This window comes from Faecalibacterium sp. BIOML-A4 (assembly GCF_009679665.1).
GTDB lineage: Bacteria > Bacillota > Clostridia > Oscillospirales > Ruminococcaceae > Faecalibacterium > Faecalibacterium taiwanense.
This window is the reverse complement of sequence record NZ_WKZG01000004.1, coordinates 83,773-109,502: the sequence shown is the minus strand read 5'-3', so window position 1 is coordinate 109,502 and position 25,730 is coordinate 83,773. Positions and strand designations below refer to the sequence as shown.

Annotated in this window: 21 protein-coding genes and 6 tRNA genes; 14 read left to right on the top strand and 13 right to left on the bottom strand. The window is 59.0% G+C overall.

The features are described 5' to 3' along the window. Both GKG34_RS04210 and GKG34_RS04205 read right to left on the bottom strand, forming a co-directional pair. Positions 1 to 2,307: an ABC transporter ATP-binding protein gene (locus tag GKG34_RS04210; RefSeq protein ID WP_005945758.1), complete on the bottom strand. Its 2,307-nt coding sequence runs from the start codon at positions 2,305 to 2,307 to the stop codon at positions 1 to 3. Then, positions 2,304 to 2,810 (bottom strand): MarR family transcriptional regulator, encoded by a 507-nt coding sequence (locus GKG34_RS04205; protein WP_194173936.1) that lies wholly within the window; start codon positions 2,808 to 2,810, stop codon positions 2,304 to 2,306. Before GKG34_RS04205 ends, GKG34_RS04210 begins: the two co-directional genes overlap by 4 nt. 202 nt (positions 2,811 to 3,012) lie before the next feature. Here GKG34_RS04205 and GKG34_RS04200 point away from each other — a divergent pair, with 202 nt between their 5' ends. Both GKG34_RS04200 and GKG34_RS04195 read left to right on the top strand, forming a co-directional pair. Next, the gene (locus tag GKG34_RS04200) at positions 3,013 to 3,996 is read left to right on the top strand and encodes a Na/Pi symporter (protein WP_005945762.1); all 984 of its coding nucleotides are present in this window, start codon (positions 3,013 to 3,015) and stop codon (positions 3,994 to 3,996) included. An 80-nt stretch (positions 3,997 to 4,076) separates the two neighbouring features. Continuing rightward, complete coding sequence (locus tag GKG34_RS04195) at positions 4,077 to 4,733, top strand: sortase (RefSeq protein WP_044954205.1); 657 nt, start codon at positions 4,077 to 4,079, stop codon at positions 4,731 to 4,733. Between the two features lie 82 nt (positions 4,734 to 4,815). Here the strand turns inward: GKG34_RS04195 and gltA are convergent, their stop codons facing one another. Both gltA and GKG34_RS04185 read right to left on the bottom strand, forming a co-directional pair. Continuing rightward, positions 4,816 to 6,210: an NADPH-dependent glutamate synthase gene (gene gltA, locus GKG34_RS04190; protein WP_005945766.1), complete on the bottom strand. Its 1,395-nt coding sequence runs from the start codon at positions 6,208 to 6,210 to the stop codon at positions 4,816 to 4,818. A gap of 1 nt (position 6,211) precedes the next feature. Further along, the gene (locus GKG34_RS04185; protein WP_044954207.1) at positions 6,212 to 7,054 is read right to left on the bottom strand and encodes a sulfide/dihydroorotate dehydrogenase-like FAD/NAD-binding protein; all 843 of its coding nucleotides are present in this window, start codon (positions 7,052 to 7,054) and stop codon (positions 6,212 to 6,214) included. Positions 7,055 to 7,396: 342 nt separating this feature from the next. Here GKG34_RS04185 and GKG34_RS04180 point away from each other — a divergent pair. The 5 genes from GKG34_RS04180 (at position 7,397) to GKG34_RS04160 (ending at position 7,982) form a co-directional block, all read left to right on the top strand. After that, positions 7,397 to 7,472, top strand: a tRNA-Gly gene (locus GKG34_RS04180). A 6-nt stretch (positions 7,473 to 7,478) separates the two neighbouring features. Then, positions 7,479 to 7,554, top strand: a tRNA-Val gene (locus tag GKG34_RS04175). A 3-nt stretch (positions 7,555 to 7,557) separates the two neighbouring features. Beyond that, positions 7,558 to 7,631 (top strand) — tRNA-Asp (locus GKG34_RS04170). 169 nt (positions 7,632 to 7,800) lie between these two features. Continuing rightward, positions 7,801 to 7,876: transfer RNA gene (locus GKG34_RS04165), tRNA-Phe, on the top strand. Between the two features lie 30 nt (positions 7,877 to 7,906). After that, positions 7,907 to 7,982 (top strand) — tRNA-Gly (locus GKG34_RS04160). A gap of 191 nt (positions 7,983 to 8,173) precedes the next feature. Here GKG34_RS04160 and GKG34_RS04155 read toward each other — a convergent pair. Continuing rightward, positions 8,174 to 9,163, bottom strand: coding sequence for a nucleoid-associated protein (locus GKG34_RS04155; protein WP_005945773.1), 990 nt, complete (start codon positions 9,161 to 9,163; stop codon positions 8,174 to 8,176). A 143-nt stretch (positions 9,164 to 9,306) separates the two neighbouring features. Between GKG34_RS04155 and GKG34_RS04150 the strand changes: the two genes are divergently transcribed. Further along, positions 9,307 to 9,684 (top strand): PH domain-containing protein, encoded by a 378-nt coding sequence (locus GKG34_RS04150; protein WP_097775338.1) that lies wholly within the window; start codon positions 9,307 to 9,309, stop codon positions 9,682 to 9,684. A gap of 83 nt (positions 9,685 to 9,767) precedes the next feature. Here GKG34_RS04150 and GKG34_RS04145 read toward each other — a convergent pair whose 3' ends face one another. After that, positions 9,768 to 10,931, bottom strand: a complete 1,164-nt coding sequence (locus GKG34_RS04145; RefSeq protein WP_120080212.1) for an MFS transporter — start codon at positions 10,929 to 10,931, stop codon at positions 9,768 to 9,770. Between the two features lie 170 nt (positions 10,932 to 11,101). On the opposite strand from GKG34_RS04145, the gene GKG34_RS04140 reads away from it, so the two are divergent. The 3 genes from GKG34_RS04140 to GKG34_RS04130 are packed head-to-tail and all read left to right on the top strand — an operon-like array spanning position 11,102 to position 14,794. Then, positions 11,102 to 12,091 carry an AraC family transcriptional regulator gene (locus GKG34_RS04140; protein WP_347563420.1) on the top strand — a complete coding sequence of 330 codons (990 nt, stop codon included), beginning with the start codon at positions 11,102 to 11,104 and terminating at the stop codon, positions 12,089 to 12,091. Positions 12,092 to 12,109: 18 nt separating this feature from the next. Further along, positions 12,110 to 12,295: a hypothetical protein gene (locus tag GKG34_RS04135; protein ID WP_194173937.1), complete on the top strand. Its 186-nt coding sequence runs from the start codon at positions 12,110 to 12,112 to the stop codon at positions 12,293 to 12,295. Positions 12,296 to 12,313: 18 nt separating this feature from the next. Then, complete coding sequence (locus GKG34_RS04130) at positions 12,314 to 14,794, top strand: excinuclease ABC subunit UvrA (RefSeq protein WP_154255657.1); 2,481 nt, start codon at positions 12,314 to 12,316, stop codon at positions 14,792 to 14,794. A gap of 59 nt (positions 14,795 to 14,853) precedes the next feature. Here GKG34_RS04130 and GKG34_RS04125 read toward each other — a convergent pair whose 3' ends face one another. Both GKG34_RS04125 and GKG34_RS04120 read right to left on the bottom strand, forming a co-directional pair. Continuing rightward, on the bottom strand, positions 14,854 to 15,942 hold the full coding sequence (locus GKG34_RS04125; RefSeq protein WP_005945787.1) for a sugar kinase: 1,089 nt from the start codon (positions 15,940 to 15,942) through the stop codon (positions 14,854 to 14,856). A gap of 144 nt (positions 15,943 to 16,086) precedes the next feature. Further along, positions 16,087 to 17,007 carry a radical SAM protein gene (locus tag GKG34_RS04120; RefSeq protein WP_154255656.1) on the bottom strand — a complete coding sequence of 307 codons (921 nt, stop codon included), beginning with the start codon at positions 17,005 to 17,007 and terminating at the stop codon, positions 16,087 to 16,089. A 155-nt stretch (positions 17,008 to 17,162) separates the two neighbouring features. Here GKG34_RS04120 and GKG34_RS04115 point away from each other — a divergent pair, with 155 nt between their 5' ends. The 3 genes from GKG34_RS04115 (at position 17,163) to GKG34_RS04105 (ending at position 21,589) form a co-directional block, all read left to right on the top strand. After that, entirely contained in the window at positions 17,163 to 19,181 is a 2,019-nt protein-coding gene (locus tag GKG34_RS04115) for a fructose-1,6-bisphosphatase (protein WP_154255655.1), read from the top strand. A gap of 269 nt (positions 19,182 to 19,450) precedes the next feature. After that, the gene (locus GKG34_RS04110; protein WP_196218898.1) at positions 19,451 to 20,734 is read left to right on the top strand and encodes a UDP-N-acetylglucosamine 1-carboxyvinyltransferase; all 1,284 of its coding nucleotides are present in this window, start codon (positions 19,451 to 19,453) and stop codon (positions 20,732 to 20,734) included. A 66-nt stretch (positions 20,735 to 20,800) separates the two neighbouring features. Next, the gene (locus tag GKG34_RS04105; protein WP_005945796.1) at positions 20,801 to 21,589 is read left to right on the top strand and encodes an MBL fold metallo-hydrolase; all 789 of its coding nucleotides are present in this window, start codon (positions 20,801 to 20,803) and stop codon (positions 21,587 to 21,589) included. A gap of 38 nt (positions 21,590 to 21,627) precedes the next feature. Here GKG34_RS04105 and GKG34_RS04100 read toward each other — a convergent pair whose 3' ends face one another. The 5 genes from GKG34_RS04100 to GKG34_RS04080 form a co-directional block, all read right to left on the bottom strand. Continuing rightward, positions 21,628 to 22,605, bottom strand: coding sequence for an ATP-binding protein (locus GKG34_RS04100; RefSeq protein WP_005945798.1), 978 nt, complete (start codon positions 22,603 to 22,605; stop codon positions 21,628 to 21,630). Positions 22,606 to 22,614: 9 nt separating this feature from the next. Then, positions 22,615 to 23,529 carry a DnaD domain protein gene (locus GKG34_RS04095; protein ID WP_005945800.1) on the bottom strand — a complete coding sequence of 305 codons (915 nt, stop codon included), beginning with the start codon at positions 23,527 to 23,529 and terminating at the stop codon, positions 22,615 to 22,617. Positions 23,530 to 23,532: 3 nt separating this feature from the next. After that, entirely contained in the window at positions 23,533 to 23,910 is a 378-nt protein-coding gene (locus tag GKG34_RS04090; RefSeq protein WP_097775348.1) for a hypothetical protein, read from the bottom strand. 81 nt (positions 23,911 to 23,991) lie between these two features. Continuing rightward, positions 23,992 to 24,067 (bottom strand) — tRNA-Gly (locus GKG34_RS04085). Between the two features lie 55 nt (positions 24,068 to 24,122). Beyond that, positions 24,123 to 25,694: a peptide ABC transporter substrate-binding protein gene (locus GKG34_RS04080; RefSeq protein ID WP_154255653.1), complete on the bottom strand. Its 1,572-nt coding sequence runs from the start codon at positions 25,692 to 25,694 to the stop codon at positions 24,123 to 24,125. Positions 25,695 to 25,730: the final 36 nt, after the last annotated feature.

Below are 25,730 nucleotides of genomic sequence, written 5' to 3'. Positions count from 1 at the left end.
TCACTCACCCTCCTTTTCGGTATTCAGAGATTTGAGGTCCAGCTCCTTCTGGCTCAGCTGGCTGCGGGCGATCTCCTGATACTCCGGGCAGGAAGCCATCAGCTGGGCATGGGTGCCCTTGCCCACCAGGCGGCCTTCGTCCAGCACCAGGATCTGGTTTGCGTGCAGCACAGTGGAGATGCGCTGTGCCACAATGATAACGGTAGCGTTATCGGTCTGGGCTTTCAGTGCACGGCGCAGGGCAACATCGGTCTTAAAGTCGAGGGCAGAAAAGCTGTCGTCGAACAGATAAATTTTGGGGTCCTTGGCAATGGCGCGTGCAATGGAAAGGCGCTGCTTCTGGCCGCCGGACACATTGGAGCCGCCCTGTGCAATGGGGCTTTGGTAGCCCTGCGGTTTTGCGTCGATGAACTCGGTGGCCTGCGCAATGGCAGCGGCCTTTTTCACATCGGCATCGGTGATGTGCTCCCCGCCGAACTTCAGGTTCGAGTCGATGGTGCCGCTGAACAGCACGCCCTTCTGGGGTACATAGCCCAGCAGGTCGTGCAGCTGTGCCTGCGGCATATTGCGCACATCGATGCCGTCCACGGTCACGCTGCCGCCGGTGACATCATAAAAGCGGGGGATGAGGTTGAGCAGGGTGGATTTGCCGCAGCCGGTAGAGCCGATGATGGCGGTGGTCTCGCCGGGCTTTGCGGTAAAGCTGATGTGCTCCAGCGCATCGCTGTCCGCACCCGGGAAGCGGAAGCTCACATCGTGGAACTCTACCTCACCCTGCCAGTTTTCGTGCTCCTGCGCGGGCTTTGCAGCAGCTTCGTCCGGGTCGTTGATGGTGGCCCTGGTGCGGATCACCTCGTCGATGCGCTCCGCAGCCACACCGGCGCGGGGCAGCATGACGGCCACCATGGCCAGCATCAGGAAGGACATGACGATCTGCATGGTGTAGGTGATGAATGCAATCATCTCGCCCACCTGCATGGTGCCGTTGTCCATGGCCTTGCCGCCGAACCAGACGATCAGCAGGCTGGTGCCGTTCATGATGAGGGTCATAAAGGGCATCATGGCAACCATGGCATGGTTGGTGAACAGCTGGGTGCTCATCAGGTCTTTGTTGGCCTTGTCGAAGCGCTCCTCCTCAAACTTTTCACGGCTGAAGGCACGCACCGGCATGATGCCAGTCAGAATCTCGCGGCTGACGAGGTTCAACCGGTCCACCAGCTTCTGCATGATCTTGAACTTGGGCATGGCCACACTCATCAGGAAGAGGATGAGCAGCAGCAGAACGGCCACATCCAGCACGATGATCCAGGAAAGGCCGGTGCTGCTGTTCAGCACATGCAGCACGCCGCCAATGCCCAGAATGGGCGCATAGGCCACCATGCGCAGCAGCATGACGCAGACGAACTGCACCTGCTGGATGTCGTTGGTGGTGCGGGTGATGAGAGATGCGGTGGAAAAATTCTCGATCTCTGCATTGGAGAACCCGATGACGCTGGCAAAGGTCTCCCGGCGCAGGTCGCGGCCAATGGCGGCGGACACACGAGAGGCGAGGAAGCCCACCGCAATGGACACAGCCACCATCAGCAAAGTCAGGCCCAGCATCTGGCCGCCTACGCGGTAAAGATAGCGCATCTGCACATCGTGGGCAATGCCCTGAGCCTCGTATTCCAGCTGCACCAGAAGCATGGACTGGCTTTTGAGGTTCTCCATCAGGGTATCATCCAGACTGGCAAAAGCACCGGCCAGCTGCTGCTGGACAGCTTCGCGGGTGAAGCCGGGCATCTGGCTCATAGCGGCAAACTGGGCGCATACGGTGTCCAGATCTTCGGCAGTGGGGGTGACGGTCTCGCTATCCGTGGTGGTGCTCTCAGAGGATGCCGCCTGCATGTCAGCAAGACCGGTCATGCCCATGGTGTCCTGCCCGGCGGGGGCGTTCGCTGCCTGCGCGGCGGCCATATACAGCACGATGTCCGGCGTGGTGACGGCATCCTCCAGCGCGGTGCGCTCGTCATCGGTCAGGTCGGTGCGCAGCTTCAGCACGCCGTCGTCCTGAAGATAATACCCGTAGGCGTTCTGGAGCGCATCAGCGTCCTCTTCGCTCATCAAAAGCGTGAGGGCATCCAGCGTGCTCTGGCGTATCGTTTCCGGCAGGGGGCTTTCAATGCCGCCCTGCTGGATGCCGGTGTCCACGATCCTGCTGGTGTAGTCCGGCAGCGAAAGATCGCAGTACGCCTGCACGAACAGCAGCGCGAACACCACAAGACAGACGGCCCAGTGCCGGGCCAGCTGCTTGAAAATTTTCGTCATAGTTCGGTTCTCCCTTCGTTGTTTTTTGCTTCACGGGAAGCGTTTTCCGCAAGAATGGCATCCATCAGTGCGCCGCGCAAAGTATTCATCTGCTGCACCTGCTCCGGTGTCAGCCGGGCCATCACGCAGGCAAAATAATCGCTGAGTGCATCCTCACACCGGGCACAGGCGGCGTAGCCCTCCGGCGTGATGCGCACCAGCGTTTTGCGCCGGTCAGCCGGGTCCGCTTCGCGCAGAACAAGGCCGTCCTGTTCCAGCTGGCGCAGGCTGCGGCTGATGGCCGGCAGCGGCTGGTGTGCCTCCCGGGCAAAATCGGAAACATACACCGCTCCGTTCTGCCCATGGGTACTGATCGTGTGAGCCAGACCCTCCAGCATGGGAAAGTGGCACTTGGGACAGCCCCGCAGAGCCGCCTTCATGCCGGCCCGGGACGCCTTGCTCAGCCGTCCAAAAAAATGGCACAGACCGTGAAAGCTCGCGGCGGCTTCGGTCTCGTTCAACATTCTATCCCTCCTCATTGCAAAATGCTTAACAGCTGTTAACTATTAACGCCTGACAATAATATTCCTCCGGCACCCAGAATGCAAGGGCAGTTTAGGATAATTTTAAAAAAGTTCACAAAAAGGGGAGGGCGGCAGAAAGCCTGAACCGCCCGGCAGCTGCATAAATAGAATAAGAAACGTTTCTGCGGGAGGGGCGGCGGCAGTGGAACAGAACCTGACAAGAATTTTTACACTTTTTGGCGGCTTGGCACTGTTTTTATACGGCATGGATGCGCTCAGCCACAGTCTGGAAACAGCGGCAGGCAGCCGCCTGAAAAGCCTGCTGGCCGCTGTGACCGGCAGCCCGGTGCGGGGCGTGCTGGCGGGGGCTGCGGTCACGGCGGTACTGCAAAGCAGCTCGGCAGTCACGGTGATGGTGCTGGGCTTTGTAAGTGCGGGTCTGCTGACCCTGCGGCAGGCGGTCCCGGTGATCTTTGGCTGCAACATCGGAACCACCATTACCGCACAGCTGCTGGCCTTCCGGCTGGAAGATGTGCGCGGCCTTGTGCTGCTGGCCGGGCTGCTGCTCTGCTTTGCCTGTGCGGGGCGGAAGGGCCGGGCTATTGGCCGGGCGGTGTTCGCCTTTGGCCTGCTGTTCGAGGGCATTGCCGATATGGGCACTGCTATGGAACCGCTGGCGCAAAGCCCGGTGTTCGTGCACTGGCTGGGTCGGGTGCGGCAGCACCCATGGCTGGGGCTGCTGGCGGGGCTTGGCATGACCCTGACAGTGCAGAGCAGCTCGGCTACCATTGCCTTGCTGCAGAACTTTGCAGCCCGCCCCGGGCTGGACGGCAGCAGTCTGTTGGGTCTTGCGGGTGCGCTGCCGGTGCTGCTGGGCGATAACATCGGCACCACCATCACAGCAGTGCTGGCATCCTTGAGCGCAAGCCGGGACGCAAAGCGGGTGGCTGCGGCCCATGCAGTGTTCAATCTGACCGGCGCGGCGGTGTTCTGCGCCGGTCTGCCGTTGTATGTGCGGCTGACGGCTGCACTTTCGCCCAAAGGGCCGGAGCTTGCCGTGATCGCCCGGCAGATCGCGAATGCGCACACCTTGTTCAATGTGGCGTGCACGCTGGTGTGGCTGCCGCTGACCCCACTGATGGTGCGGTTTGTGTGCCGCCTTGTGCCGGACCGGGCAGTGCGGTAAGTTTTTACTGGACAAACATACCAATTGCGCATATACTGAAAGGGATGAAACCTACCGCGGAACAAAAAGGAAACATTGCTATGCGACAGAAAATCGGAAGAGTGTGTATGGTGCTGGGCGCGCTGCTGATCCTTGCGGCAGCAGCCCTGCTGGCCTATAACAAGTGGGATGCATCCCGTGCAGACAAGGCCTCGCAGGAGGTGCTGGGCGAGCTGGAGCAGACCCTGAACGCTGCCATTGAGGAAAAGGCAAAATCGGATACCGTGGCGCTGCAGCCGGAGCTGGACCCCACGCAGGAAATGACCGTGACCGAACTGAACGGCGGGGATTACATCGGCTATCTGTCCATTCCGTCCATCGGGCTGGAACTGCCGGTGATGAGCCAGTGGAGCTATGCGGGTCTGAAAATCGCACCGGGCCGTTACTCCGGTTCCACCTATGCGGATAACATGGTGGTCTGCGCCCACAACTATGCAAAGCATTTCAGCCCCATCAAGTGGCTGACCGAGGGCGCGCAGGTCTATTTTACGGATATGGACGGTATGCGCTGGACCTACGAGGTCTCCTATGTGGAAAACCTGCAGCCCACGCAAATTGAGGAAATGACCGAAAAGACGGAGGAGTCCGATGAATGGGATCTGACCCTCTTTACCTGCACCACCGGCGGCAGCGCCCGGTGCGCTGTGCGGTGCGTGCGGACGGGCTACCCGGCGCTCACAACGGAGACCGCAGAATAAGATGCAAAAAATCCCCTGTGCGCTGGCACAGGGGATTTTTCATATCCGGTATTCAGTGGGCGGTGCCCACCTTCACAGGGGATTACTTGCTCTGAATGTACTCGTCAATGGCCTTTGCAGCAGCCTTGCCTGCGCCCATGGCCTTGATGACGGTGGCTGCGCCGGTCACGGCATCGCCGCCGGCGTACACACCATCGCGGCTGGTCTTGCCGTCGTCGCCGTCGGTAACGATGCAGCCGTGCTTGTTGGTTTCCAGACCCGGGGTGGTGGAGCGGATCAGCGGGTTGGGGCTGGTGCCAAGACTCATAATGACCGTGTCCACATCCAGCTCGAACTCGCTGCCCTTCTTTTCGATGGGGCGGCGGCGGCCGGAAGCATCCGGCTCGCCCAGCTCCATCTCAATGCAGGTGATGGACTTGACAAAGCCCTCGTCGTTGGCGTGGATCTCCACAGGGTTGCACAGGGTCTTGAAGATGATGCCCTCTTCCTCGGCGTGCTCCACCTCTTCCTTACGGGCGGGCAGCTCAGCCATGCCGCGGCGGTAGACGATGTACACGGTCTCGGCACCCAGACGCAAGGCGCTGCGGGCAGCGTCCATAGCCACGTTGCCGCCGCCCACAACGGCGACCTTTTTGCCGGTGCGGATGGGGGTCTTGCTGGTGGGCAGATAAGCCTTCATCAGGTTGGAGCGGGTCAGGAACTCGTTGGCAGAGTAGACGCCCTTCAGGCTCTCGCCGGGGATGCCCATGAAGCGGGGCAGACCGGCACCGGAGCCTACGAACACGGCCTCGTAGCCGTACTCGTCCATCAGCTCGTCGATGGTGAGCACCTTGCCAATGACCATATTGCACTCAAAATCAACGCCCATCTTCTTCAGGCCGTCGATCTCCTGCTGCACGATGGCCTTGGGCAGACGGAACTCAGGGATGCCGTACATCAGCACGCCGCCGGCCACATGCAGGGCCTCGTAAACGGTGACCTTGTAGCCAAGCTTTGCCAGATCGCCTGCGGCGGTCAGGCCGGCAGGGCCTGCACCGATGATGGCCACCTTGTGGCCGTTCCATTCGGGCACGATGGGGGCGGTGTGCACATTCTCACGGTGCCAGTCGGCAACAAAGCGCTCCAGGCGGCCGATGCCCACCGGCTCGTTCTTGATGCCGCGGGTGCACTTGCCCTCGCACTGGCTCTCCTGCGGGCATACACGGCCGCAGACAGCGGGCAGGGAAGAGGAGCGGTTGATCACCTGATAAGCGGCTTCAAAGTCGCCCTCGGCCACATGGCCGATGAACTCGGGGATATCGATGCCCACAGGGCAGCCGGTCTGGCAGGGTTTGTTCTTGCAGTGCACGCAGCGCTTTGCTTCGTTCACGGCCATTTCTTCGGTGTAGCCAAGTGCAACTTCCTTAAAGTTCTTGTTGCGCACATTGGGGTCCTGCGTGGGCATGGGGCACTTCTTCGGGTCCATATTGAAAGCCATCTTATTTTACCTCCTGATTGAGCAGATTGCATGCCGCTTCACGGGCGTGTGCCTCAAACGGGCGGTACATGGTGCCGCGGGCCATTGCCTCATCAAAATCCACCAGATCGCCGTCAAAGTCGGGGCCGTCCACGCAGGCGAACTTGGTCTCGCCGCCAACGGTCAGGCGGCAGCCGCCGCACATGCCGGTGCCGTCGATCATGATGGGGTTCATGGAAACGATGCTCTTCAGGCCATGCTTCTGGCAGGTCTTGACCACGAACTTCATCATGATCAGCGGGCCAATGGTGATGACCAGATCGTACTGGTTGCCGGCGGCCACCAGCTCGTCCAGTGCAGCGGTAACAACACCCTTGGTGCCATAGCTGCCGTCGTCGGTCATAATGCGCAGTTCGTCGCTGCAGGCTTTGAACTCGTCCTCAAGGATCAGCAGGTCCTTATTGCGGAAGCCCACCACGCTGTGCACCACACAGCCCTGCTCGTGCAGTTCACGGGCAATGGGCAGAGCGATGGCGCAGCCTACGCCGCCGCCCACGACACATACCTTCTTCAGGCCTTCCACCTCGGTGGCGCGGCCCAGCGGGCCTACAAAGTCGTGGACACTCTGGCCCACCTGCAGGCTGTTCAGCTCCATCGTGGTACCGCCCACGATCTGGAAAATGATATCCACAGTGCCCTTTTCGCGGTCGTAACCGGCCACGGTCAGGGGGATGCGCTCGCTGTCCTCAAACGGGCGCACAATGATAAACTGGCCCGGCTTTGCCTTTTTGGCGATCAGCGGGGCTTCAATGACCATCTTCGTCACGGTGGGATTCAGCGCGACTTTTTCAGTGATCTTATACATTGTGTTTGCTCCTTTATGCTGGCTTTTCCTATTTCTGCGCACGAAAACGCGCCTGTATGCCCTCAGCGGCATAACAGACGCAGCTCTTACAGGCGACAAAATGACACTTTCCATTATAATGGTTTACAAAAGGGAAAGCAAATCAATTTTCTTCGTGTATGTAATGACAAACTTGAATGATGACACAGGTAAAGCCCGCAAAAGTGAAGCTTTTTGAATACAGACAGGCGGGTTTCCAACTTTTTTTGCGGAAAATGCAAATTTGTGGTTGACAATTGCCGGGCGGTACGGTATAATAATCAGCGTCGCCGGTAAACAGCCCGGCACAAGTACATGGAATGTGCGGCCGTAGCTCATCTGGTAGAGCGCCACCTTGCCAAGGTGGAGGTAGCGAGTTCGAGCCTCGTCGGCCGCTCCATTTTGTGGAAGTTTAGCTCAGCTGGGAGAGCATCTGCCTTACAAGCAGAGGGTCAGCGGTTCGAGCCCGTTAACTTCCACCATTTGGCCCGGTAGCTCAGTTGGTTAGAGCACCAGCCTGTCACGCTGGGGGTCGTCGGTTCGAGCCCGATCCGGGTCGCTTCGTCGAAAGTCCTGCAGTTCATCGGGCGGTCTTGCAAGCAAGACTGCCGTGATGAACGCCAGACTTTCTCCTCTTCCCCACAAAATCTTGCTTCGCAAGCTTTCGCGGGGGCCCCGAAATTCGCGAGAATCGCTCGGGAGGGTGCAGGGATAATTGCACCGCTTATGCCTCTGTAGCTCAGTCGGTAGAGCAGGGGACTGAAAATCCCCGTGTCATTGGTTCGATTCCGATCGGAGGCACCAGCTAAGGAAATCCAGCAGGGTTTCCAATATGCGGCCGTAGCTCATCTGGTAGAGCGCCACCTTGCCAAGGTGGAGGTAGCGAGTTCGAGCCTCGTCGGCCGCTCCAATACGAAGCCATCGTTGATGCAGAAATGCAAAAACGATGGCTTTTTTGTTGTTTCCCGTTACGGCTCCTTCCTGTGAAAAAAGAAAAGCCGGAAAATCCGCAGATTTTTCGGCTTTTGCAAATATGAAAATAATGATTCCGCTGATATTGTCGGAGTGCGATCCGTGCGCGGAGACAATTTAAATCGTTTCTTACAGGATCACATTTTTAATGAGCAGCGAAATGCTGCCGTCGTCGCTGTGCAGAAATTCCACCTCGTTGTCCGAGTTGAGCAGTTCGGTGGGAATCTTCACCTCAATGCCGTTGGCGGTGTGGATGCTGCGGCTCTCCATGCGGCGGATGCGCGCAGGGGTCACGGTCACGGGCTGCTCAGGCGCTTCCAGCACATCACTCTTTTCCACATAATCATCAAAGGGCACGGCGGCAAGGGGATATTCCTCTTCCAACTGCTGACGCACCTGCTGGATGGATACCTGATTGTCGTTGTCTGCGGCCTGATTGGCGATCAGCATCGCGACCTGAGCCTCTACGTGGGGCTGATCTGCGTAGTTTTCCTGCACGGCCTGCACGGCGGCTTCCTGAATGGCCTGCAGCTTTTTCTTTTCCGGCTGGGCGGTGGTGTACTGGAACACTACCGTGGAAAGGTAAAAATCCTTGTGGCCGTCGATGTCGAACTTTTTTTCCAGCAGCTTCATGGAGTAGTCGGTCAGATTGACAAGGGCACCTTCCTCCACCTTGCCGCTCTGGCTGGGCAGGCAGGCCCGCTGCTGGATGATGGAGTTCACCGGGGCACCCTCCACATTCTCGGTGTAGTGGGTGTAGCCGTTTTTGTAGTTCAACTTCAGGATGCCCAGCCACGGCTCACCATCGCGGGTAAAATCCACCACGGCAAGGTCTGCCCCCGGAATGGTGGTGTGCGCGTGCATGTAGTCGAACAGAACGCCCGCGATGCGGCAGGAAAGGTCCACAAAATCGTGGTTGTGCTCCAGCTCGTTTTTAAAGGCGGAATCCGGCAGCGGGCGGCACTGGCGGATATCGTCGCTGGCAAGCAGCTTTTCGATGTGGTACTGGAAATAGGCGGTCTTTTCGGCGGTCATTTCCATGCCGCTGCCGCTGAGTACAGGCGCATCCATGGTGGTGTCCAGCACGTGCAGAATGGCCTGATGAATGATGATCTCCATGGGAGTTACCTCGTTTTTATAAGAATCTCTTTGGCATACAGTATAGCACAGCCCGGCCCAAAAGGCGAGAGCACATCTTGTAAACCGCCTGCAGGAATGCTACAATAAGGGCAGAAAACCACGCAGGAAAGGGGACAAAAACCATGGAATTCCGTGATAAGCCAATGGAAAACCTCATCCGCCTTCAGGAAAAGGACATCTGCAAAAATGCCCGCGCGCTGCTGCTGGACGGTGAGAGCATCGTGGGTGCCTACAAGACGGTGCGCGATCAGGTGATCTTTACCACCCACCGCATCATCATGGTGGATATGCAGGGCGTTACCGGAACCCGGCAGCAGATCTTTGTGCTGCCGTACCGCAAGGTGCTGCACTTCGGGATCCAGACGGCAGGCTTTGGCGACCCGGTGCAGGCATCGCAGCTGACCGTCTGCTTTGCGGACGCACACGAGGCAAAGTTCGGCTTTATCGGCCAGCAGGAACTGTTTGCGGTCGCCAACGCCATCAGCCGGTGCATCCTGTAAATAACTCCTTTAAAACAGCAGGCTCCCCGCCCGAGACCGGACAGGGAGCCTTTTGCTGTATATGAAATAGGAGAATGGCAGAATTAGCAGCGGCTTGTTTTGCGCACCAGCTGTTCGTGCATGAATACCATGAGCACCAGCAGTGCCAGCAGGTAAAAAGGGAACAGTGCCGGAGTGATGTTGTTTGCCAGCAGGCCGAACAGCGGCGGCATGGCCAGATTGCCCAAATAGGCGCTTGCCATCTGGATGCCGATGACCGCCTGCGATCTGTCCGCGCCGAAGTGTTCCGGCGTGGAGTGGATGATACTGGGATAGATGGGCGCACAGCCCAGCCCTACCAGAACAAGACCGTTCAGGGCAAGGATCTGCGGCCCGGGCAACAGCAGAGCCAGCACCCCTGCGGCCAGAATGCACTGACCCATGCGGATCATCTGCGTATCGTTGAATTTCAGGGTCAAAAAGCCGCAGGCGGCGCGCCCGGCAGTGATGCCGATGTAGAACAGGCTGGCAAAGCTGGCGGCAGTGCCGGCGGCAACGCCTTTCGTCAGTGTGAGGTAGCTGCTGGCCCATAGACCGGCCGTGGTCTCCAATGCACAGTAGCAGAAGAAGCACAGCATCACCTCTCTGGCACCCGGCAGACGGAATACCTGTCCAAGGCTCAACGCATGCGTCGAAGCAGTTTCGGTGTCGGTGCCTGCAGTACGGCTCTGCCATAGCGGCAAACTGAAAAAGAGCACTGCGCTCAGCAGGATCTGGAACAGGGCAATGTACCGGTAGCCGGATGTCCACGGCCCGCCGCCTGCCAGCACCCGGCCCATGACCATGGGGCTGATCATGGTGCCGATGCCCCACATGCAGTGCAGCCAGCTCATGTGGCGGCTTTTATAATGTAAGGCAACATAGTTGTTCAGGGCCGCGTCCACGCTGCCTGCACCCAGCCCATAGGGCACGGCCCACAGGCAGAGCATCCAGAACTGTGTGGAGACCGAAAAGCCGAACAGCGCGGCAGCTGTCATGGCCACACTGAGGGCGGTCACTTTTCCGGTACCCAGCGCACGGGTGAGCCGGTCGCTGTTCAGGCTGGAAACAATGGTGCCAAAGGAGATGATCATGGAGATCAGCCCCGCATAGGACACCGGCACACCGAGCGCCGGATACATGGAGGGCCACGCCGACCCCAGCAGGGAATCCGGCAGGCCCAGACTGATGAACGAGATGTAAATGATCGGAAGCAGAAGCTGTACCATAAATCTTGAGTTCCTCCGGGAAGCGTGTTATACTTGCAATGCATCTTGTACTTTGCTGATGTAATAATATCACACATCGGAGCGGAATATTAGGATAAAAACGCCCGATTGATACAACAAAACCGGCGCGGATGCGGATGTGCACCTTGACGGAAAGGAGATGGCTGATCGTGGCATTTCACACCAGCTGTGCAGCAGCGGGCGGGCTCAACTGCCTGCCGGATGTTGTGGCGGATGACGAGGGCAGGGAACTGGTGCAGCACGGCAGCGCACTGTTTCCTATTGCCTGCTATGAAGAGGACCTCAAAAGCTACTCGGTAGCATGGCATTGGCATGAAGAGTTTGAATACATCCTTGCCGTAAAAGGCCCGCTGGCGGTGGACGTGAGCAAAGCCCGGCTGGTTTTGCAGACCGGGCAGGGCGTGTTTGTCAATTCCGGAGTGTTCCATGCGGTGGAGCAGGCTGAGACCGGGGATGCCCTGCTGCATTCCGGGGTATTCCATCCGCGCCTGATCGGCGGCATGGATACCATCTTCTGGCAAAAGCTCGTACACCCGCTGCTTCAGCCGGGAGCACCGGCGTTCTTTCTGCTGGACGAGGCAGACGACGGGCAGAAGGTCGTGCTCTGCCATTTGCGGGAAGTCTGGGACGCAGTGGCCCAAGAGGTCTTTGACTATGAGAATCAGGCGCGGTACCATCTTTCGGCGGCGGTGCATCTGCTGGGAATGCAGTGCGAGGGTGGAAAAACAAAGGTCTCTCAGCAGGAGCAGATCGCGGCCCAGCGCATGAAACAGATGCTGCGTTTTGTGGAAGAGCATTATGCTGAGGAACTGAACGTGGAGCGCATTTCCGACTGCGTGGCCCTGAGTGAGAGCGCCTGCCTGCGCAGCTTCCGGCAACTGCTGGGGATCACACCCATCCAGTATGTCAAGCAGTACCGCATTGAAAAGGCCGCCGAGCTGCTGCTTTCCACCAGCATGAAGATCGGCGAGATCGGTGCCGACTGCGGCTTTTCGGATACCAGCTACTTTACAAAGACCTTCCGGGAGATCAAGCACTGCACGCCCAGAGAGTACCGCCAGAAGTTTGCAGGAAGAGAGCAGTCTCTTTCAAGGCGGGACAGCGGCAGAGCCAGTGCACCGGCTGAAACAGCGTTATAAAAAGGAGAATCGGAAACAATGCAGCGTAGTTTGACCAAAGGCCCCATCACCGGCAGCATTTTGCTGTTTGCTCTGCCGCTGATGCTGGCCTATCTGCTTTCGGCCACGCCGCTGGGCGTTACCGGCATCTGGCTCAGCGTGCCCATCGGCTGGGCGCTGGCAGATATCATCGGCATTGGGTACTATTTAAAAAAGAAGCGGTGACGGCAGGGGGAAAAGAAGATGGTCGACCATATCAGGATCCGCGGCGCGCGGGTGCACAACCTGAAAAACGTGAATGTGGATGTGCCGCTGGGCAAAATCGTGGGTGTGGCGGGCGTGTCCGGTTCGGGCAAGTCCAGCCTTGCGCTGGGCGTGCTTTACGCCGAAGGCTCCCGCCGGTATCTGGACGCACTTTCCACCTATACGCGCCGCCGCATGACGCAGGCGGCAAAGGCATCGGTGGACGAAGTGCTGTATGTTCCGGCTGCACTGGCACTGCATCAGCGGCCCGCTGTGCCGGGCATCCGCAGCACCTTTGGTACCGGCACGGAACTGCTGAACAGTCTGCGCCTGATGTTCTCCCGTCTTTCCAGCTATCCCTGCCCGCAGTGCGGCCACTGGCTGGAACCCAGCCTTGCCGTGGCGGCAGAAAAGCCGCTGCTCTGCCCGCAGTGCGGTGCCAGCGTGCGCGCGCTTTCCGCTGAAGAATTTGCCTTCAACAGTCAGGGTGCCTGCCACACCTGCAGCGGTACCGGCATGGTGATGACCGTGGACGAGAGCACCCTTGTGCCGGACGATTCTCTTACGATCGACGAAGGTGCCGTGGCCCCGTGGAAGAGCCTGATGTGGTCGCTGATGGTGGATATCTGCCGGGAGATGGGCGTGCGCACCGATGTGCCCTTCCGCGACCTGACCGACCGGGAAAAGGATATCGTTTTCCATGGCCCGGCGGAGAAGAAGCACATTTTTTATCATAACAAAAATTCCAATCAGGCCGGGGAGCTGGATTTTACCTATTTCAATGCCACCTATACCGTGGAGAACGCCCTCTCCAAGGTCAAGGATGAAAAGGGCATGAAGCGGGTGGAAAAGTTCCTGCGGCAAGGCATTTGCCCGGACTGCGGCGGCACCCGGCTGTGTAATGCGGCTCGTACCCCAAAGCTGCGGGGCATCACACTGGACAAGGCTTGTCAGATGACTCTTGTGCAGCTTACCGATTGGGTGGCGGGTGTGCCGGACAGTCTGCCGGAAGAGATGCGGCCCATGGCCCGCAATATCTGCGAATCCTTCCAGACGGCAGCGGCACGGCTGCTCTCGCTGGGCCTTGGCTACCTGACGCTGGACCGCTCCGCTTCCACTCTTTCCACCGGTGAGCGCCAGCGGATGCAGCTGGCCCGCGCGGTGCGCAACCGTACCACCGGTGTGCTCTATGTGCTGGACGAGCCGTCCATCGGCCTGCATCCTTCTAACATTGAAGGCCTGACCGATGTGATGCACGACCTTGTGGCCGACGGCAACTCGGTGGTGCTGGTGGATCACGATACCCAAATTTTAAAGGAAGCTGACTGGCTGATCGAGATGGGGCCGGAAGCCGGTGCAAAGGGTGGACATGTGATCGCGCAGGGCAGCATTCCGGAAATTGAACAGAACGCGGCTTCTCAGATCGGCCCGTTTCTTGCAGGCAGGGCGGGGGTGAACGCCCGGCCTCATGTGCCGGAAAATGAACTGTTTGCACAGGGCAGCATCCATCTGGAAACCTCGGCCATCCATACTGTGAAGCCGCTGGAACTGGAACTGCCCAAGGGGCGGCTGACCGTGGTTACGGGTGTGTCCGGCAGCGGCAAGACCACCCTGATTTTGGAAAGCCTGGTTCCGGCCTTGCAGGCAAAGGTGAATGGCACAGCCCTGCCAGCGCATGTGAAAAGCGTGGAGGCCGAGGAAATCGCGCAGGTGAAGCTGATCGATGCAACGCCCATCGGCATCAATGTGCGCTCCACCGTGGCCACCTATGCCAATGTGCACGATGAGCTGCGCAAGCTGTTTGCCAAAACGCAGGATGCCAAAGACCACGGCTATAAGGCGGGCGATTTCTCCTACAACACCGGTAAGCTGCGGTGCCCCACCTGTGACGGCACCGGCGTCATCAGTTTGGATGTACAGTTTTTGCCGGACGTAGAAGTGCCCTGCCCGGACTGCGGCGGTTCGCGTTACAGCCGGGAAGCGGCGGCAGTGAAGCTGCCCACGGCGAACGGCGAACCAGCCTCCATGGCCGACCTGATGGACATGGATGTGTCCACTGCATTGGAAGCCTGTGCGGACTGCAAGCTTGTGCGCCAGCGCCTGCAGGTACTGAAAGAATTGGGCCTTGGCTACCTGACCCTTGGCGAGGAGACACCCAGCCTTTCCGGCGGCGAAGCCCAGCGGCTGAAGCTTGCCAGCGAGATGGGCAAGGGGCAGGCAGACAGTGTGTTCGTGTTCGATGAACCCACCATCGGCCTGCATCCGCTGGATGTACAGACCCTGCTGGGTGTGTTCCAGAAGCTGATCGGGAACGGTGCCACCGTGGTGGTCATTGAGCATGATCTGGATGTGATCCGCAATGCGGATTACCTTGTGGATATGGGGCCGGGCGGCGGCGATGCCGGCGGACGCATCGTGGCGGCAGGTACGCCGGAACAGATAAGACAGAACCCGGAGAGCATCACCGGGCGGTATATCTGATAGAAAAAGCAACGCCCGCCGGGGAGACCCGGCGGGCGTTCTCTGTACGGCGATAAAACTTACCGCTTGATATCGTAGTTCATGTTCATCAGGTTGCGGATAGTGCTCACATCATCGGTGATGTTGGCATCGCCGTGGATGGTGTGCTTGATGGCACTGCTTGCCACCGCAAAGTTGATCATATCCATGGCTCTGTAGTTGTGCAGCATGGCGTAGATCAGGCCGCTGGCAAAGGCATCGCCGCCGCCCACGCGGTCAAGGATATTAAAGGTGAACAGCTTGCTCTCGAAGGTGTGGCCATCGTACCACATGAAAGCCTTCAGGCTGTTCTCGCTGCCGCTGTGCGCATAACGCACATGGCGGGCAATGCACTTGAGGTTGGGATACCGCTCGATGAAGTGCTGAAAAATCTCGTCCTGCTGCTCATAGCTGGGCTGCAGAGGAACGCCGTCCTTCCAGTCGCCCTTGGAGTGGTCGCTCTCATCCTTCCACAGGTGGTACGGCTCAATGCCAAGCAGCACATCCACATAGGGCAGGCACTCGGTGCAGAAATCGCGGGCTTCTTCCCAGCTCCACAGGGTGGAGCGGAAATTGCCGTCGAAGCTGACGGTCAGGCCCTTGTTTTTGGCGACCTTGAGCATATCCAGAATGAGGGTGCGGCAGTTGGGTGCCAGTGCCGGGGTGATGCCGCTCAGGTGCAGCCAGTCGTAGCCGTCCAGCAAAGCATCCAGATCCACCTGCGAGAAATCGTACTCAGTAATAGCACTGTGCTTGCGGTCATAGATGACCTTGGACGGGCGGATGCCGTAGCCGGTCTCCAGATAATAAGTACCCAGACGGTTGGAAGGAGTCTCGTTCGGCTCGGTCAGGATCATAGGGGTGCAGTGCACGTCGTTGGAACGCAGCCAGCGCACGGCGCTCTTGCCCAGACTGTTGTTGGGCACCACGCTGAAGAAGGTACTGTCCACACCAAGGTTCGCCAGTGCCAGTGCAATGTTGGCCTCGCTGCCGCCGTAGCTGGCCTCAAAGCCGGATGCCATACGGATCTTCTCGTAGTTCGGCGGGGTCAGGCGCAGCATGATCTCACCACAGGTGATGAATTTCTGGCCGGTGGTATCGTTGCCAAGGATCGGGTTGAAATGTTCCATAACGCTCCTCCTGATATTTACAGCTCATCAGAGTTCTGTTAACACATCGTTGTATCCATTATAATCCAGCCCGGATGGGATTGCAAGCACTTCCGCGGGGATGCAAGAGAAAATAATCAGCCTTTTTTGGGAGATTTGACGAATTCATACCCCTGTCAAATCGAAAGAAGGCGTATACTCTTCCTTTGCGCTGCTCTTCTGCTGCATGTAGCCCTGCGCCAGTCCCTTGTCCATGGCATAGTTGACCACCCGGCGGTATTCATAGGTGGTAATGCGCCGTCCGATGCCGTGCTCTGCGGCTTTGTAAAACGGTGTGTACTGGCTCATAACGCTGGGGATGAAGCATCCGGGGTCTGCATCGTTCCACGCGGCCATCTGGTCAAGCACCGCAAAGCTGTCGTCAACATGGCCGGGCAGGGCAAGGTGCCGCAGAATGACCCCCTTTTGCAGGATGCCCTCTGCATTGAACACCGGGTGCCCGGCCTGTGCCATCATGGCTTCAATGGCGGGCTTTGCCTGCGCAAAATAGTCCGGTGCAGAGGAAAGCTCTGCCGAGAGGGCGGAGGAGACGTATTTCAGGTCGGCCAGCCAGATGTCGATGTATCCGCGCCATGCTTCCACGCTTTCCACCGTTTCGTAGCCGCCGGTGTTGCATACGATGGGCAGATGCAGCCCCTTAGCCCGGGCAATATCCAGCGCGGCAATGATCCAGGGCCGCCACTGGCCGGGTGTGACCAGATTGATGTTGTTGGCACCCTGCTCCTGCAGATTCAGGAAAATCTCTGCCAGATGTTCCACGCTGATCTCCTTGCCAAGGCCCTCGGCGCTGATGGGATAGTTCTGGCAGAAGCAGCATTTGAGGGTGCAGCCGGAAAAGAACACCGTGCCGCTGCCCTTTGTGCCGCTGATGCATGGCTCCTCCCAGTAGTGCAGGGCAGCGCGGGCTGCTTTTAAGGTGCCGCCCGCGCCGCAGAAACCGGTGCGCCCGGCAGCACGGTCGGCCCCGCACCGGCGCGGGCAGAGGGTGCAGGAAGAGGGAACGGAGACGAAATCGCTTTTCGGCATAATATCCAAAGTCCTTTGCTGAAAGTTTGTCAGCCCCAGTATACCACTTTTCGCCCCGGACGTGCTATACTATAAGATAAGGAAAAAATAATACATATGGAAAGCAACATCTTTGCAAGGTCCGTGTGGCGGACTGCGGCGGAGAGAACGTTGTGATGGAGGAGACCATGCGCACCGAAACCGAGGAGATCCGCGATAATCTCAAGTACCTGACCCTGCTCTCGCGGGATTATCCTTCGCAGGCGGCGGCAGCCAGCGAGATCATCAGCACGCAGGCACTGCTCAAGCTGCCCAAGGGTACCGAGCACTTCATGAGCGACCTGCACGGCGAGAATGAAGCTTTTGTGCATATTCTGAATTCCGCTTCCGGTGTCATTCGCGAAAAAGTAGATCAGGTGCTGGGCGATACCGTGCCGAAGCATACCCGCGCCGAGCTGGCAACGCTGATCTATTACCCCAACGAAAAGCTGCCCCAGCTCAAGGCACGCTGTACCAGCGAGGAAGCGCTGGATCAGTGGTACACCGAAACGCTGCTGAGTCTCATTGATATCTGCCGTCTGGTGTCCTCCAAGCATACCCGCGACCATGTGCGCAGATGCCTGCCTGCCAGCTGCGGCTACATTCTGGACGAGCTGCTCCACGCCCATTTTGAGGATCACGACAAGGATCTGTACTACGGCCAGATCGTGGGCAGCATCATTGAAAATGGCCGCGCCGACCGCTTTATCGTACGGCTGTGCGAGCTGATCAAGCATCTGGCAGTGGACAAGCTGCACATCGTGGGCGATCTGTTCGACCGCGGCCCACGCCCGGATATCATCCTCGATCTGCTCATGCGCCACCACAATGTGGATATCCAGTGGGGCAACCACGATGTAGTATGGATGGGTGCCGCTGCGGGCAGCCCCATCTGCATCTGCACGGTGCTCAAGACCACGCTGGCTTATCATAACCACGGAATGCTGGAGGACTGCTACGGCATCAACCTGCGCCATCTGCAACGCATGGCCGAGCAGTTCTACGGCAATGATGATCTTTCCATCTGGATGCCTCATACCGATGCGGCCCGCGGCCCCTACACCAGGGGAATGCTGCACCGCTGTGCCGTGATGCACAAGGCCATCAGCATTCTGATGTTCAAGCTGGAGTGCCATGTCATCGACCGCAACCCGGACTTCCAGATGCAGGAGCGAGATTATCTGCGCCGCATCGACTGGGAAAAGCACACGGTAAAGATCGGCGAAAAGGAGTATCCGCTGCGGGATACCTCGTTCCCCACGGTGGACCCCGCCGACCCGGCCGCACTGCACCCGGATGAACAGCTGGTGCTGCGCAAGCTGGTGCAGTCCTTCCGCCAGAGCGAAAAACTGCAGCAGCATGTGGAATTTCTCTATGCAAAGGGCAGCGTATACCACATTGAGAACGGCAACCTGCTCTACCATGGCGCTGTGCCCATGACCAGCCGCGGCACCTTTGCCATGGAGCGCTTTGAGGGCCGCTACTACTCCGGCCGCGCACTGATGGACTACTGCGATGCCCGCGCCCGCCGGGGCTACTATGCACCGGAAGGCAGCGCTGCCCGCCAGAGCGGACAGGATTTTTTGTGGTATCTGTGGTGCGGCAAGCTTTCGCCGCTGTTTGGCCGCAGTGCCATGACCACCTTCGAGCGGCTCTATGTAGAGGACGCTTCCACCCACACCGAGGTGAAGGACCCCTATTATACATGGTATAACGATGAGGCCGTCTGCCGCCGCATTCTGGCCGAGTTTGGCCTGCCCGGTGCCAGCCACATCGTCAACGGCCACGTGCCGGTGCGGGAAAAGAACGGCGAAAGCCCCATCAAGGGCGGCGGACGGCTGGTGGTGATCGACGGCGGTTTCTGCCGTGCCTACCACGAAAAGACCGGCATTGCGGGCTACACGCTGGTGTATTCCAGCCGCACCATGTCCCTGCGCACCCATCAGCCCTTTGAAAGTGCCGAGAAAGCGGTGAAGGATAATCTGGATATCATTTCCCAGAAAAACATTCTGGAGACCGAAAATCATCGCATTCTCGTGGAGGACACCGACGAGGGCGAGGTGCTGCGGGAGCGTGTGCACGACCTCAAGCAGCTGGTGGCTGCCTACCAGCTGGGCTGGATCACTGAGACTCGGTGCGAAGACCACATCTGGTAAAGAAAGCGCAACAGCAATGTATCTGGTTTTTGTAAAATACCTGAAAAAGAAATCAAAATTTTGGAATATCCTGCGCGAAAATGGGCAAAACAGAAAATAATAAAACAACACCAAGTGGGGCTTTGCTTTTTTGTGAAAGTTGTGTATAATAAGATAGCTGTACGTGTACGGCCTTATGGCCCATGCACATCAGGCAGCTTTTATGGAAAATGCTTTCAGGAACCTTAACAGGCCTGCGGCTGCGGGCCTCCGACAAGGAGATCATAAAATTGGAGAAATTTGTTATTACGGGCGGCAAGCCCCTGCACGGCGAAGTTACCATTTCGGGTGCCAAAAATGCGGCGGTGGGCGTCCTGCCTGCAACCATTCTGGCAGCGGATGTCTGTGTGATCGAGAATCTGCCGGATATCAGTGATGTGGCGGTGAGCCTGAAGATCCTCAGCGTTCTGGGCGCACAGATCAAAATGATCAACCGCAACACCTACGAGATCGACACCACCCATCTGACCGGCACCAACGTCCCGGACGACCTGTCCCGCCAGATGCGCGCCAGCTACTACTTTTTGGGCGCACTGCTGTCCCGTTTTGGCAAGGCTCAGGTGGCCATGCCCGGCGGCTGCAACCTCGGCCCCCGCCCCATTGACCAGCACCTGAAGGTGTTCAGTGCTCTGGGCGCAGAGGACAGCGTGGACTACGGCATGATCACCGTGCGTGCCAAGGAGATGAACGGTGCACACATCTTCTTTGATAAGGTCAGCGTGGGCGCTACCATGAACGGTATGCTCTCCGCTGTAATGGCCAAGGGCCAGACCATTCTGGAAAACTGTGCCAAGGAACCCCATGTGGTGGATCTGGCAAACTTCCTGAATATGTGCGGTGCGAACATCCGCGGCGCAGGCACCGATGTGATCAAGGTGCGCGGTGTGGAAAAGATGCACGGCTGCACCTACAGCATCATCCCGGATCAGATCGAGGCTGGCAGCTACATGGTGGCTGCTGCTGCCACCGGCGGCGATGTTCTGGTGAAGAACGTCACCCCCAAGCATCTGGAACCCATTACCGAAAAGCTGCGCCGTGCAGGCGTGGAGGTGGAAGAATTTGACGATGCTGTGCGTGTGCGCCGCACCGGCGATATTCTGCCGCTGAAGATCAACACTATGCCGCATCCCGGCTTTCCCACCGACATGCAGCCCTTGATGGGCGTGCTGCTGAGCGTGGCCAAGGGCACCAGCACCGTGACCGAGAGCGTGTGGGATAACCGCTTCCGCTATGTGGACGAGCTGCGCAAGATGGGTGCCAACGTGCAGGTGGACGGTCAGGTGGCTGTGTTTGAGGGCGTGGATAAGCTCACCCCTGCACCGCTGCGCGCACTGGATCTGCGTGCAGGCGCTGCCATGGTGGTGGCTGCGCTGATGGCAGACGGCACCAGTGAGATCGAGGAAATCGGCCACATCGAGCGCGGCTACGAGAATATCGTGGAAAAGCTGCGTGGTCTGGGTGCAGACATCAGCAAGGTGGAGCGTATGCCCGCTGCACTGGATCAGGCACTGTAACTTATAAAAAGCAAACAGCCTGCTGCATATGCGGCGGGCTGTTTTTGAGTGTATCAGAGGTTTTTCATGGCAGAATTCATCTCGTTATATTCGGGTTCCTCCGGCAACAGCAGTGTGGTGCGCTGCGGGCAGCGGTATCTCATTGTAGATATGGGCAAGGGCGTGCGCACTACCTCGGCGGCGCTCAAGGCGCTGGGCCTTGCCGTCAGTGACTGCGACGGCATCCTTGTCACCCACGAGCACAGCGACCATGTGAAGGGGCTTTCCACCTTCCTCAAAAAGAACACGCTGCCGGTGTACGGTGCAGCGGCAACGCTGGATTTTCTGGACAGCAACGGCATCGTACCGGCCAGCTGTGAGCTGCACGAGCTGGAAGGCAGGGAAGAGGACGTGGGCGCGTTTGGCGTGCAGAGCTTTCCCACCAGCCACGATGTGCCCTGTGTGGGCTACCGCATCCACACCCCGGACGGCAAGACCATGACCATTGCAACCGACCTTGGCGTGCTCACGCCGCCGGTGCACGAGGCGCTTTCCGGCTGCGACCTTGTGGCACTGGAGAGCAACTACGACCTGCACATGCTGCGCAGCGGGCCGTACCCCTATTACTTACGGGCACGCATTGAAAGCACCCGGGGCCACCTTTCCAACGACGAATGCTCGGCAAAGCTGCTGGAACTCATTCAGGAAGGGTGCAAAAAGTTTGCGCTGTGCCATCTTTCGCAGGAGAACAACACGCCTGCGCTTGCCCTGCAGACCGTGTTCAACACGCTGGGCGCGGCGGGCGTTGTGCCGGAGAAGGACTGCATCGTGCAGGCACAGCGCCGCAACGAAATGAGTCCGGTATTAGAGTTTTAAATAAAACAAACGGCAATGCATTTGCATTGCCGTTTGTTTTATTCAGCTGCTTTCTGTGTGCGGATGTCATCGCCTGCAAAAAGGCAGGGGACAAAGGCAGAAAGGCGGCTGGAAATTTTTTCGGTATACAGCTTTTCCAGCAGAGCACCGTCAGTGATGTTGGTGGTGACGATGGTGGGCAGCTTTGCACCCAGCCGGTTGTTGAGCAGACTGTACAGGCTGCTGATGAGGAAGGCGGAGTTGAACTCCGAGCCAAGATCATCCAGAATGAGCAGGTCGGCCCCGGCAGCGGTCTGCATCAGCGTTTCCTCCTCGCCTGCCGGGTCTGCACCAAAGTGCAGCCCTTCCAGCTTGGAGAAAAAGTCCGGGCTGGAAACATAGATCACATCGTAGCCCTTTTCCAGCACGATGCCCGCAATGGCAAGGGCCGCATGGGTCTTGCCAAGGCCCGCATTGCCAAACAGCATCAGGCTCTCGCTGTGGTGGTCAAACTCTTCCGCGTAGCTGCGCAGGTCTGCCAGCATATCGGCCATGTAAGGGCGGATGGAACCGCCCACCTTTTCATCGGCACGGTTCGGGTAATAGCGCAGCTCCATGGTGTCAAAGCTTGCAATGGACAGGCTGGACAGCGCCTCGATCTCCTTGCGGCGCAGCTGCTGCATCACCTTGTGCACGCACTCACAGGTGCGGCCATTCACGCTGCCGGTGTCCTGACATTTGGGGCAGATAAAGCGCGGCTCCAGTGCATCAGCGGGCCGTCCGCTTTGTGCCAGCAGGGCGGTCAGCTTCTGCTTTGCATCGGCAAGGGCGGCGGCAGCTTCGGTGCGGTCCTTGCCCGCAGCACCGGCCAGTGCGCAGCGGATGCCCCGCACCCGCACCTCTTCTTCTGCATGGCGCAGGGCGGGAATGGCGGCTTCGGCTTCGGCGCGGGCATCCTCGGCTCTGGCTCTGGCCATCTGCCGCCGGGCGGCCACGGTGCGCATGGCTTCCTGATACAGTTCGTTTTTGGTACGCATGGCTCCTCCTTATTCCGGCTTCTTTTTCAACGGACGGCGGCGGGCAGCGTTCTTGAGGAAATCGTTGCCGCTGGGGGCTTCGCGGTCTACCCGGAGGTTCCGGCTTGCGCCTGCAGCAGCCACCGGGCTGCGCACATCGTGCACGGTGCGCAGGCCCTTGGCGTTCCATGTTTTGAGGATACTGTTCCAGTACCACAGGTCGCGCTTGGCCCCGGCCTGCACAGCAGCTTCCTGCACCATGGCATCGTCGTAGCCGTAAACCTCGTACCAGCGTGCAATGGCCTTGCGCCCGCCAAGGGTCAGCTCGCTTTCCGGGATGTTCAGAAGGCCGCTGACATACTGCTCGCGGCTCTGGCGCAGTGCCAGCAGTTTGAGGTGGGCATCGGCCTGCTCACCGGTCTCCACGCCCTCGGTGCGCCACACCTTCAGCTCATGCGCTACGGCGGCCATGGTGCTGCGGCCGGTGCTGGCAACATAGGCGGTGCACAGCATCACGGTCTCCGGCGCAAAGCCCTCCTGCATATAAAGGTTGACCAGCTTTTCCATCTCCCTGTGGGTCAGCGGACGGGCAAAGCCGGTCTGTGCGCAGTCGATCAGGCTGGAGATCATGGGGTCGGTGCGGCTGGCCGCAGCAATCTCGGCCCAGGTCATGGGTGCGGGGGCGCTGGGTTCCTCGCCCGGTGCGGCGTTCTCTTCGTACCGCTCCAGCAGGCCAGCGCCTGCCCAGAAGGAGAGGGCGCTCTCGGCGCTGATGCGGCTGCGCAGCTTGAGGTCGGCACAGATCTTGTCCGGGTCGGTGATGCCGGTCGCCAGCACATACAGAGCCACGCGCACATTGTATTCTTCGGCGATGCCCAGTTTGGAAAACACCAGCTGCGGCACTGCAATGGTATCGCCCTTGAGTTCTTTTAAACGATAGATCATGTTTTATTCCTTCGGCTTGTCCGGCTCAGCTTCGGCAGCAGGCGGCTCCCACGGGTCGCTGTCCATCATGCTGGGGCAGTTTTTCCAGCGGTCAGGATCGGCATTGAACGCGTCCTGCAAAAAAGCGGCTGTGGCCTCCCGGCCCTCGTCGGTGAGCGGAAACACCTTCTGCACCCGCAGGGCAGGGTCGGTCTTTTCAATGGTCCAGGGATCCGGCCAGTAGTCCACAGTGAGGATGCTTTCCTCCTTTGCGGCACCCTCGCCGCCGTCCGGGTCCGGCACGGTGCGCTTGCCGGGGATCATCCGGTATCGCAGGCCGTATTCGTTGCCGCTGTAGGAATTTTTGCATTTGAAGTAATGCAGCAGGGGAACAAAGATCATGGCAGAGTCCTTTCGAATTTTGCAGGGAGCGGCTATAAGCAAAAACGGCAAACCGATATTCCACGGTTTGCCGTTTGTTTTTGGAGCAGGGTACGGGACCCGAACCCGCCGCCTGCTGCTTGGGAAGCAGCCGCTCTACCGGATGAGCTAACCCTGCAAGTTGCTCATTTATTGTAGCAAAGAGGGACGGGATTGTCAAGGGCCGGAGAATGTCAGTTTTTCTGGGCATCGGTCAGGTCCAGCACCGGCGTGAAGGGGTCGAACACAAGGCCGGTGATGCCGTCCGCCACCAGCAGACGCCTGTTCTGGCCCAGCAGCGGCACCACGGCGCAGCCTTCCAGCAGCTGGCGCTCACAATCGGCCAGCAGGGCACAGCGGGCGCTGCCGGTCTGCTGGGCGCTCTCGGCCAGACGCTGAGAGTAGATGGGGTCGGACCAGCCGGTCAGGCCGCCGCCCTCGGCCGTGAACTGCTGCAGCATCTGGTATACGCTGCCGCCTTCGGCGCGGATGGGAGCCAGCGCAATGGTGTAGCTGCCCGCTGCAAGGCGTTTGTCGAACTCCTCCTGCGGAACCTCTTCCACCGAGAAGAAAATGGAGCAGTCCTTCTGCCATGCGCCGTTGATCTGCTCGGCCAGTTCGGTCAGGCCGGCTTCCTTCGGCAGCAGGATGGTCACGCCGGAAAAATCCGAGCTGGCCATGCCCTGCCGTGCATTCAGGTACAATGTACGGGGGTCGGTGATGGTGGGCAGCGGGTTCCTGGCAGACTTGCGGTAATCGATGCCGTCCACGGAAAGGCCGGTGGGCACAAGACCCTCGGCAGCGGTGTACAGACCGGAAGAGGGCACATCCACATTCTCCCGGGCGATGCCGGCAAGCGCCTGCCGCAGTTCCTGATTGGCAAACATAGAATCTTCGGCGCTGTTGAACAGCAGTGCCCAGGTGGTGTCGGAGTAATCCACCGACTGCAGCGAGGTATCCTCGCCGGTGTCGTCCAGCGCGGCGGAACATTTTTCGTCTGCAATGAGCTGGGCGGCGCTCTTGCCGGTGCTGCCGGTGTTCTGCACCAGACGCAGGCTGCCGATCATGGGGGAGGAGACATCCCGGCGCAGGAACAGGCCGCTGGCCGTCCAGTTGTAAAGATAAAAGCTGCCGCTGGAAAGGGTGGTCTTGGCGGTCAGGCCGTAGGTGCCGCGGGTGCTCTCAAAAAATGCTTCATCGCAGGGCATGGCACCGGGCAGGGTGAGTTTGGCAAGGAAGTTGTCGTCCTTTTCACTCAGGCGGAACACCAGCGTCAGCGGGCCGGCGGCCGAAACGCCCAGCGTGCTGGCATCGGCTGTGCCAGCCAGCACGGCAGCACTGTTCTCAAGGGCGGCAAACTCCACGGCATAAGGGGAATTTGTCTGCGGCTGGAATATACGCCGGAATGCAAACACAAAGTCTTCGGCAGTGATGGTGTGATCCGTGGAAGCGCCCTTAACGGCCTTGTAGGTCAGGCCGTCCTTGATCTGGAAGGTGTAGGTCTTGCCATCGGAGGAGACCGTCCAGCTCTCGGACAGATCGGGCACGATCTCGCCATCCGCTTTTTTGCGGACAAGCCCGCTGTAAAGGTTCTCGCAGGCGATCACGTCCGGGGCAGCAGAAGCTACCTGCGGGTCAAGGTTTGCGGGAATGGTATCCACGAACCATGTAAAGCTTGGCGCACTGGAACTGCTGCCGCAGCCGGTGAGCGCAAGCAGGAACGCAGCAGCAAGCACTGCTGCGGTAATACGGAAGAACTGTTTCAAGGGGATGACCTCATTCTATGGTATTTGCGAAAAAGG